5 protein-coding genes are annotated in these 9,722 nt (G+C 70.4%); 1 reads left to right on the plus strand and 4 read right to left on the minus strand.

Going from position 1 to position 9,722, the window contains the following annotated elements; genetic code table 11:
- Positions 1 to 32: 32 nt before the first annotated feature.
- The 3 genes from OHA55_RS34975 to OHA55_RS34985 form a co-directional block, all read right to left on the minus strand.
- Positions 33 to 959 carry a bile acid:sodium symporter family protein gene (locus OHA55_RS34975; RefSeq protein WP_266714280.1) on the minus strand — a complete coding sequence of 309 codons (927 nt, stop codon included), beginning with the start codon at positions 957 to 959 and terminating at the stop codon, positions 33 to 35.
- A gap of 301 nt (positions 960 to 1,260) precedes the next feature.
- The gene (locus tag OHA55_RS34980; RefSeq protein WP_266714264.1) at positions 1,261 to 4,668 is read right to left on the minus strand and encodes a CARDB domain-containing protein; all 3,408 of its coding nucleotides are present in this window, start codon (positions 4,666 to 4,668) and stop codon (positions 1,261 to 1,263) included.
- Between the two features lie 655 nt (positions 4,669 to 5,323).
- Entirely contained in the window at positions 5,324 to 6,397 is a 1,074-nt protein-coding gene (locus tag OHA55_RS34985) for a LacI family DNA-binding transcriptional regulator (protein WP_266714266.1), read from the minus strand.
- A 393-nt stretch (positions 6,398 to 6,790) separates the two neighbouring features.
- Here OHA55_RS34985 and araD point away from each other — a divergent pair, with 393 nt between their 5' ends.
- A complete protein-coding gene (gene araD, locus OHA55_RS34990; RefSeq protein WP_266714268.1) occupies positions 6,791 to 7,504 on the plus strand; it encodes an L-ribulose-5-phosphate 4-epimerase AraD in 714 nt (237 codons plus the stop codon).
- A gap of 59 nt (positions 7,505 to 7,563) precedes the next feature.
- Here the strand turns inward: araD and OHA55_RS34995 are convergent.
- The coding region (locus OHA55_RS34995; RefSeq protein ID WP_266714270.1) for a beta-L-arabinofuranosidase domain-containing protein at positions 7,564 to 9,722 on the minus strand (2,159 nt) is incomplete at its 5' end.

Below are 9,722 nucleotides of genomic sequence, written 5' to 3' on the forward strand. Positions count from 1 at the left end.
CGGGCGTACGGGGGTACCGCCGGCGGTGGACGTCAGGAGGCGCCGCTCACCGCTGCGGCTGTCGGCTGTGCGGCGGCCGCTTTCATGTCGCTCCGCCGGGAGCGGTGCGACATGAAGGCCGCCACCAGGGCGCCCGAGACGTTGTGCCACACCGAGAAGACGGCCGCGGGCAGCGCGGCCAGCGGGCTGAAGTGGGCGGTCGCCAGCGACGCGGCGAGACCGGAGTTCTGCATGCCGACCTCGAAGGCCATGGCGCGGCTGGCGGGCGGGCCGAGGCGGGTGAGCTTGCCCGCTCCGTAACCCAGCGCCAGACCGAGGCCGTTGTGCAGGACGACGGCGATCAGCACGGTGACGGCCGCCGACTTGATCGCACCGGCGCTTCCCGAGACGACCGCGCAGACGATCGCGGCGATGGCCAGTGAGGACAGCCAGGGCATGGCGCCCAGCACCCGGTCGACGAGCCTGCCCGCGACGAGCCGCACCACCAGCCCGCCGATGACCGGGAGGAGCACCGTCTTGAGGATGTCGGTCACCATGGAGCCGGCGTCCACGGGCAGGTACGTGCCGGCCAGCAGCAGGGTCAGCGGGGGCGTCACCAGGGGAGCGAGCACGGTGGAGACGGTGGCCACGGAGACCGACAGCGCCACGTCGCCGCGGGCCAGGAAGGTCACCACGTTCGACGCGGTTCCGCTCGGTGCGCAGCCCACCAGGATGACGCCCGCGGCCAGTTGAGGGGGAAGATCCAGCAGATGGGCGATGAGCCAGCCGAGGCCCGGCATGATCACGTAGTGCGCGACCAGCCCGATGGCGACGGCCCAGGGGCGCTTCGCCACCCCCTTGAAGTCGAGCGGGGTCATCGTCAGCCCCATGCAGAACATCACGACGCCGAGCAGATACGGCACCGCCTTCGTCCAGCCCTCGAAGGTCCCGGGCGTGAGGAGGCCTGCCGCGCCCGCCAGGAGGACGAGGACGGGGAAGACCGTGACGGCGCGCCTCGCGGCCCTGCCGCCTGAGCCCGTGCTGTCCGGGCCGGTGCTGTCGGTGCCGGTGTGATCCGGTGTCGTCTGTTCGTTTCGCACAGCCGCGATGAGACGCGTTCTCCCTGTGCTCCCGCAAACCCGTCTCGATATGTGGTCACTGCATCCATCATGTGAAGTGCCGTGGGGCGGGCCGGGGTGCGGGTCACGGCCACCGGCCGGAACGCCGTGGGGGGCGTACCGGCCGATGGCCGCGGACGGCCGGCGGGGAGGCCGGGGTGTGCTACCGGACGGATGCCGCCGCGGTGTTTGCTTGGCCGTTGATGACGAACTGCGATCCGGGTTCGATCAGCACGTCACCCTGGGCCGAGCCTTGGATCGTCACGTTCGTCAGGGTGGCGCTGCCTCTGGCTCCTCCGTGCGCGAGGATGCCGGAGCCGTTGACGGAGTTGGTGATCTTGACGTTCGAGATCTGCGCTCCGGGGACGGATCCTCCGCCCGTCTTGAACTGGATCCCGTCGTAGGTCGAGTCCTGGATGTCGGTGTCCCGGATGACGACGCCCGGAATGTCGGGCCCGGCCGCGAACAGGGTGATGGCGCCGAACTCCTGCGCCTCGCCCCAGAAGGCTCCGCCCGTGCGGTACAGGGCGTTGTTGGCGATCAGTGTCTGCCCGGAGAAGGGCAGTGGGTCGTGGTCGGTCGCCAGCATGATGCCCGGGTAGTTCATCGTGTCGGACACGATGTTGTTCTCGATGGTGTTGCCGTATCCGCCGTAGACCGCGATGCCGTTGGCCCGCCAGGGCAGGGCGATCGTGTTGTTGCGGAAATGGTTGTCGTGGCCGATGTCCACCGACTGGTTCTTCACGTACTTGTTCGACCAGACGGCGAGCGAGTCGTCACCGGTGTTCCGGAAGGAGGAGTTGAAGACGGTCGAATTGCGGGTTCCGTTGGAGAGGTTGATGCCGTCCGCATAGGTGTTGCGAATGCGCATTCCGGTGAATTCGACACCGTCTCCGGGGCCCCAGAGCTCGGGGATGTTGTCGTAGTCGCGGCCCACCCACACCCCGACGTTGGAGTGCTCCAGCCAGACGTTGGTGATCTTGGTGTTGCTGCCGAAGCGCCCGTTGAGGCCCACTCCGCCCTCGGCGTTGCCGTCACCGCCGCGGATCGTGCCGGAACCGAAGATCGCGATGTCGGAGATGGTGGTGTTGTCGTCGATGTCGAAGCCGAAGTTGCCCTCGTGGGGGTGGTTGATGCCGCCCGCGTTCTGCGGCTGGATGAGGGAGTACAGCTGGGAGTGCCACATCCCCGCGCCACGGATCGTGACGTTCCTGATGCCCACCTGGTTGTACTGCCCCCGGTTGAGCGGGTCGTCGGTCAGGATCTTCTGCTCCTGCCGCCACTGTCCGGCCGGAATCCAGACACAGCCGATCTCACCGTTCTGGTCGGCCGTCACCGCCCGCTGGATGGCGTCGGTGTCGTCGATGCCGTCGTTGGGCACGGCCCCGTAGTTGGTGATCGAGACGCAGCCGGCGGGCTGTGCCGTCGGCGCCGCCACCTGCTCCAGGTCGACCAGGTCGATGATGTAGAAGGACGCGGTGTCGCCGGCGTCGCGCTGGAGACGGAACTTCGTGCCGACCGGGTAGGTCTGGCCGAGCAGCGCGTTCGACTCGTCGAAGAGCCTGCGGGCGTCCGCCTGCGGCGCGTTGGTCAGGCCCTCCGGGCTGTCCGTGTCGCCGTACAGCCAGCTGTGCTTGGAGGAGAGCGTCAGCTTCCGGGCGAAGGTGTTGTTGACGTAGAGGCTGATCGTGGCCTCCGTGCCGCCGCCGCCCGGGGCGTCGGGGATGGAGTTGCGGACCACGAGGGAGTTGGTCGGCACGGTCGAGGTGATCTCCACGTACTGGCCCGTGGAGTTGAGCCGCACCGACTGCCGGCCCGAGGACTCGGTGGCGAAGTTGGTGTGCCCGAAGGTGCGCTTCTGGTCGGCGGTGAGCAAGGTGCCCTGGTAGGAGCCCTGCTCGGCCTCGTACTCGGTGTACGGGACCGCGGCGCCCCGGCCCACCACGATGGCCCGGGAGAAGACGTTGTTGTTCTCGTTGGTCTCGGTGACGACACCGGTCGCGTCAGCGGTGGCGGTCAGATTGGCCCCGCCGCTCTTCGCCGTCCAGGTGCCGCTGACCGGCACGGTGACTGTGCCTCCCGCGGGGATGGCTCCGGTCGTCCCGTTGAGCGTGGTGCTCTCCACCTGGAGACGGGTCACCGTGGAGGTGCTCACCGCCGTGGTGCCGCGGTTGTTCACCGAGACGGTGAAGGTGACGGCCGCGCCGACCGCCGGGCTGGTCGGGCTGGAGGAGATGCCCGTGACCTGGAGGTCGGGCCCGGGGCTCTGCGCGACCACCAGCTTCGAGGCGGAGGTGCGGCTGTTGTTGGTGTTGTCCAGTTCGACGACCGTGTCGGTCGGGTCGACCACCGCCGAGACGGAGTACGAACCCATCGGGCGCTTGCCGACGCTGACCGGCACGGTGGCGGAGGCGCCGGCCGCGAGCGCGTTCACCGAGGCGCTGCCGACGACCTGGCCCTCCAGGCTGACGTCGACCGTCGTCGCGGGCGAGGCGGCCGAACCCGTGTTGCGCACCGTGGCGTTCACGGTCACCGCGTCGCTCTCGGAGGGGGAGGAGGGGGACCAGGTCAGGTCGGAGAGGGTCAGATCCGGGTTGGGTGCGGCCGTGCCGACCACCTGGACCTCGGCGACCTGGGCGCCGGGAGCACCGGTGTTGGACGAGAACTTCAGCTGCACGTCGGCGTACCGCCCGCTGACCGGGACCGTCACCGTGTTTCCGTTGCCGGACGGTGAGAAGGCGTAGTCGGCCTGGCTCTTCAGCGAGGTGAACCCGGTGGCGGACTGCGCCCGGCCCAGCACCTGGAAGCTCTGGGTACGGGCGCCCCACGCCGCGTCCGGCGAGAGCTTGACGACGACGGCCGAGAGGTCGGCGTCGGAGCCCAGCTTCACCGTCAGCGTGGCGGGATAGCCGTTCGACTCCCAGTAGGTGTCACGCCGGTCGTCGTTGGCGTTGGTGCCCACATAGGTCTGCGCGTACGAGGACGCCTCGATCGGCTTGTTCAGCGCGAGGTTGGTGCCGGTGGGCGTCGGCGTGCCGGGGTCCGTGCCGCCCGCCGCCTCCCCGTAGACCTCCAACGAGGAGAGCTGCGCCGCGTTCCAGCCGGTGTTGGCGGTCACCGCCACCCGCACGTACCGCACCTGGACCGCGGTGAAGCCGACGGTGACCGTGTTGTTCGAGGCCGGGGTGAACGACCGGGCCGCCGAGGCGGACAGGGCGCTGAACCCGGAACCGTCCGTGCTGCCCTGGACGGCGAGCGTCTGGGTGCGCGCCTCCCAGGTGTTCGGCAACTTCAGCACCACCTGGTCGACGGCGGTGGCGGCGCCCAGATCGACCTGGACCCACTGCGGGAAGGAGCCCGGGCTCTCCCAGTACGTCTGCTGACTGCCGTCGGTGACGTTCGACGCCGGGTAGGCGCCGAGCGAACCGCCGGCCGAAGCCGGCCTGCCGAGAGCCAGGTCGCTCGTCCGTCCGGCCGCCGACGCGGTGACCGGCAGGAGGCCGACGGTCATCAGCGCGGCTGCCACCGCACCGATGACGAACCGCCGCCATCCGCGTTCTTTCCCTCTCATGCTGTCCTCAGTTCCGTGGGCCTGCGGCGCCGGGCCGGACCCGGGAGCGCAGGCGCCGGCCGGTCGACGCGCGCGGCGCCGGCCGGCCGGCGACGGCCGCGTGCGGGCTGCCGGTACGCCGGTGGGGGGTCGATCGGGACATCGGCAGGAGCGAGGAGCAGGCTTCCTGCCGTGAACTCGCGTTCCTTGATTGGTAATTTGAGGAATCTAGTTGATTTTTTGCGGTGCCGAGGTGACAGGTTTCTAGCAGGTTCCGCTTTTGTCAACGGTTCTCGCACGGACGCGACGGCGCTGCGCGTCTTCCCGCAGCTCGGCGCGTGGACACGGATCGCGGGAGACCGAGGAAGCGGGAGAGGGGCGGTGCGGAAGTTGCGTGAGCCTGCTCCCCGCGGGGAGGCGCTCCCCGGCGGGCGCCGCCATGGCTCGGGGTGCGGCCGCGGCTCGGGGCGCGGGGTCTGCGCGGCGGGGCATGGTCGCGGTGGCCCGACGGGCCCGCGCGGGGTGATCCCCGGACGCGGACGCGCGGGCCGCCCGCATCGTGCGGGCGGCCCGCGCGTGGCGGTCGCGTACCTCGGTTTCCCGGCGGACTTACTTTACGTACCGCGCGGCATTCGTCCGTCCCCGTGTCACGGGTGACGTCGGGCGCCGCCTCCGATCACGTACGGCCGTCGTGTGCCGACGGCCGCGCCCCCTGCCGGCGTGCGGTGCTGGCGCGCACGATGAGTTCCGGCGCGACGGTGAGGTGCGCCGTGCCGGTGGCGGTTCCCTCGATGTGCTCCAGCAGCAGCGCGATGCTGTTGCGGCCGAGCGCGGCGAAGTCCTGGCGGACCGTGGTGAGCGGCGGCGGGAAGAACTCCGCCTCCGGGATGTCGTCGAACCCGGCCACCGCCACGTCGTGCGGCGTCTGAAAACCCGCCTCCCGCAGGGCGCGCAGCACCCCGAGGGCCATCTGGTCGTTGGCCACGAAGACCGAGGTGAGCCCCGGACCCTGCGGCGAGGAGGCGACACGCCCGGCGAGCTGCTGCCCCGCCCGGTACCCGGACATCGGACTCCAGTCGCCGCGCAACGGCGTCTGGATCTCCGCACCCGCCTCGCGGAGCGCACCCTCCCAGCCCGCGGTCCGCGCCTCGCTCTCCAGCCAGTCGCGGGGACCCGCGACGTGCCAGACGGTGGAGTGGCCCGAGGCGAGCAGATGCTCGGTGATCATGCGGGCCCCCAGCTCCTGGTCGAGGGAGACGCCGGGCAGGTCGAGATCGTGCCCGCCCTCCACCGTCACCACGGGGCACGGCGCCTGGAGCGTGGTGAGCGCGCGCACCGCGTCGCGCTGCGGCGTGATCGCGATGATCCCCTCCACACCCCACGCGCTGAGGTGCTCCATCGCCTCGGTCAGCGCCGCCCGGCTGGCCACCCGCAGGGTGACGGCCGAGACGAGATAACCCCGGTCGCGCGCCGCCTCCTGCACTCCCGCGAGCGTGCTCGCCGGCCCGTGGAGCGTGGTGTTGACGGCGATGACGCCCAGCGTGTGGGTGCGGCGGGTCGCGAGCGCCCGGGCCGCCGAGTTGCGACGGTAACCGAGGCGTTCGATCGCCTCGGTCACCTGGGCGCGGGTCTTGACGCTCACGTTCGGGTGCTCGCTCAGGACCCGCGAGACGGTCTGGTGGGACACGCCTGCCACGCGTGCCACATCCGCCATCGTGGGTGCTCTCGCGGCGTCTGCGGGCCGGGACACATCCGTTTCCTCTCTGTGGTGACCGGAGCGTGGGGGGAAGAAGGCCGACCTCACGGTACCTGCCCCGTGCAGGTGTACGAAGGTCGCTGCGGCGGAGCGTCCGCCGCTCAGGAGTGTGCGCTCACATCGTGCCCTCTCCAGCTCGCCAAGATCCTTGTCCGTTACCGCGTGGGGCTTGAGTTCGAGTCATGTTAGCGCTCACAATCTAGCTGCGTCAGTACGCGTGACGTCACGGCATACCGACGTCGCGGGGGCATCGGTGCATCGGCACCGCACCGCCGCGCCCGGCGGAGCACGTGGCGGGCCCAGCCGGGACGCCCAGTCCGCGTGTCCCGGGGAGCGGTTGACGTTTTCCTTGCCAGTGAGACGGTCCAGAGAGACGGTGAACGCGTCATGAGCGAGACCACACTCCGCGAACTGCGAGTCGAGGTGCTGGCCGCCAACCTGAGGATTCCCCAGGCCGGCCTGGCAACACTGACCTGGGGAAACGTCAGCGGGGTGGACCGTGAGGCGGGGGTCTTCGTCATCAAGCCCTCCGGCGTCTCCTACGACGAACTCACCGAGGACGACCTCGTGGTGGTCTCGCTGGAGGACGGCGGCGTGGTGGAGGGACGGCTGCGGCCGTCCACCGACACCGAGACCCACCGCTGTCTCTACCGGGCGTTCCCCTCCATCGGCGGCGTGACCCATACGCACTCCGAACACGCCGTCGCCTTCGCCCAGGCGCGCGTGCCCATACCCGTGCTGGGCACGACCCACGCCGACACCTTCAACGGGCCCGTCCCCGTCACCTCGGACCTCACCGCCGAACAGTGCGCCAAGGACTACGAGTACAACACCGGCCAGGTCATCGTCACCATGCTGGAAGGCGACGACCGCCGCGCCCGCGAGGTGCCGGGCGCGCTCGTCTCGCGCCACGGCCCGTTCACCTGGGGAGCCACCGCGACCGCGTCGCTGGAGAACGCGATCGTCTGCGAGGCGGTGGCCCGGATGGCGCTGCACACCCACACCCTCCGGCCGGCCGGCGCCACACCTCCGCCCCGGCACCTCCTGGACCGTCATTTCACCCGCAAGCACGGGCCGGACGCCTACTACGGCAACCCCTGACCGCCGTCCGAAGGGGGCGGCCCCGGTCCGGCGGACGCCGCCGGACCGGGGCCGTGCCGTCACACGAAGCGCCACAGGTGGTCGTCCGTTCCGTTGTCGTCCCACTGCACGAGCTGCGCGCCCTGGGTGATCGACGCGTCGAGGACACCAAGGACCCGGCCGCCGTTGGCGTTGCGGATGCGGAAGTAGCCGGCCGAGCCGTACCGCAGCTGCCACAGATGGTCGGTGGTCCCGTTGTCGTCCCACTGGAGGACCCGGGCCCCGGCCGCCTGTGAGGAGCCCTCGACCCCGAGGACCTTGCCGCTGTGGAGGTTGCGCAGCCGGAACCGCCCGGCCGTGTCCCGTACGGCGAGCCAGAGATGGTCGTCGGTGCCGGTGTCGCTCCACTGGATCGCGAGCCCGCCGTTCGCGGTGGACATGCCGCTGACGCCCAGCAGCAGCCCGCTGCGCAGGTTCTGGATGCGGTGGTAGCCGCTGGGCACGAACCACCAGGCGTTGTCGGCGCCGCCGTTGTCGCTGTCCTGGACGGCCCGGGCTCCCGCCGCGGTGGAACCCGCCCTGATGCCGAGGACCTTCCCGCTGTGGGAGTTGCGCAGACGGTGCGTACCGTCGCCGGTGTCGAGCGGGGTCCAGAGGTGGTCGGCCGTGCCCGAGTCGCTCCACTGCAGCACGTCCGCGTCGTCCGCGGTCGACATGTCGCGCACGCCCAGCACCTTGGCGCTGTTGGCGTTGCGGAGCTTGAGCGCGCCACCGTCCGCGACCAACTGCCAGTCGTGGTCGGCGGTGCCGCTGTCGTCCCACTGGAGCGCCACGCCGCCGTCGGCCGTCGACATGTCCTGGATTCCGAGGACGAGACCGCTCTGGGCGTTGACCAGCCGGAAGCCGGAGACACCGGCCTTGCCGTCGGCGTCCCAGTACACGCTCGCGTTCTGGTGGTGGTTGTCGTAGAAGGGGATGAGGCTGACGGAGGCGCCGTTCGCCTGGGCGGTGAACGTCAGGGGCGTCGTGGTCGCGGCGATCGAGGCTGTCGTGAGCACGGGGAGCACGCCCCCGAGCGCGGTGCTGCCGAACGCGCCGCTGAGTACCACCGGACCGTAGGAGACCGCCTGCACCTGGGGCCGGTCGGGGGTGCCGCTGAGCGCGAGCCGCATGGGGAAACGCAGGGTGACGGTGTCGCCGGAAGCCCAGGTGCGGTCCAGCGTGGCATAACTGCCAGGTGTCAGGGTCAGGTTCTGGGCAGTGCCGTTGACGCTGACGGAGGCGCCCGTGGTCCAGCCGGGGACGCGCACCCGCAGGGACCAGCGGCCCGCGGCGCCCGTCACCTTCAGCACCGTGGTGTCGGACGCGGGGAACGTGGTGGTCTGGGTGACCGTGACACCGCGCTCGGCCCAGGTCAGGACCGAGGGGACGAAGAGGTTCACCCAGAGACCTGCCGCGTCGGAGAAGTACACCGAGTCCATGAGCTTGGTATGGGTCTCCAAGCCCGTCCCCTGGCAGCAGGTGAAGGTGTCGTAGTCCCGGCTGTAGGTGCGCCGGCCACCGGGGTTGAGGGGGGTGAAGTAGCAGACGTGACCGTGCGGGTCGGCGGGGTCCTGCTGCCCGACGAGCTGGTTGGTCAGCGCCCGCTCGTAGTAGTCCGCGTACGCCGCCCGGGTGGGGTCGAGGGTGAACAGCTCACGGGTGAGCTTGAGCATGTTGTACGTGTTGCAGCTCTCGCAGGTGTTGTCGGTGAGGTACTGGCCGACGGCCCCCGGTGCCTTGAAGAACTCCCCGACGCTGTTGCCGCCGATCACGTAGGAGTGGTTCGTCGTGACGATGTTCCAGAAGTTGACCGCGATGTCGCGGTAGCGCGTGGTGCCGGTCGCCTTGTACTCCCGGGCGCTGCCGACGATCTTCGGGATCTGCGTGTTGGCGTGCAGCCCGTCCAGGCTGTCGGTGCCCGCCGCCAGCGGGTCGATGACGGCCGCGTGGTCGAAGCGCCGCGCCACGGTCAGCCAGCGGCTGTCACCGGTCTGCTGGTACAGGTCGGTGAGGACGGCGTTCATGCCGCCGAACTCGGTCTTCATGGTCGTCTGCATCTGCGCCGCGGTGAGACGACCGGTCCGCACGTCCACCCACCCGGCGAGAGCGAGCAGTACGTCACGCGCCTGGGTGAGCCCGGTCAGCCGCCAGGCGTCGAGCAGTCCGGCCAGCGTCTTGTGCACGCAGTAGTAGGGCA

This window comes from Streptomyces sp. NBC_00102 (assembly GCF_026343115.1).
In the GTDB taxonomy this organism is placed as follows: Bacteria; Actinomycetota; Actinomycetes; order Streptomycetales; family Streptomycetaceae; genus Streptomyces.

Bases quoted from the DNA above. Each gene is read 5' to 3' on its own strand.
- OHA55_RS34980 (WP_266714264.1), bottom strand. From the start codon at position 4,668: ATGAGAGGGAAAGAACGCGGATGGCGGCGGTTCGTCATCGGTGCGGTG.
- araD (WP_266714268.1), top strand. From the start codon at position 6,791: ATGAGCGAGACCACACTCCGCGAACTGCGAGTCGAGGTGCTGGCCGCC.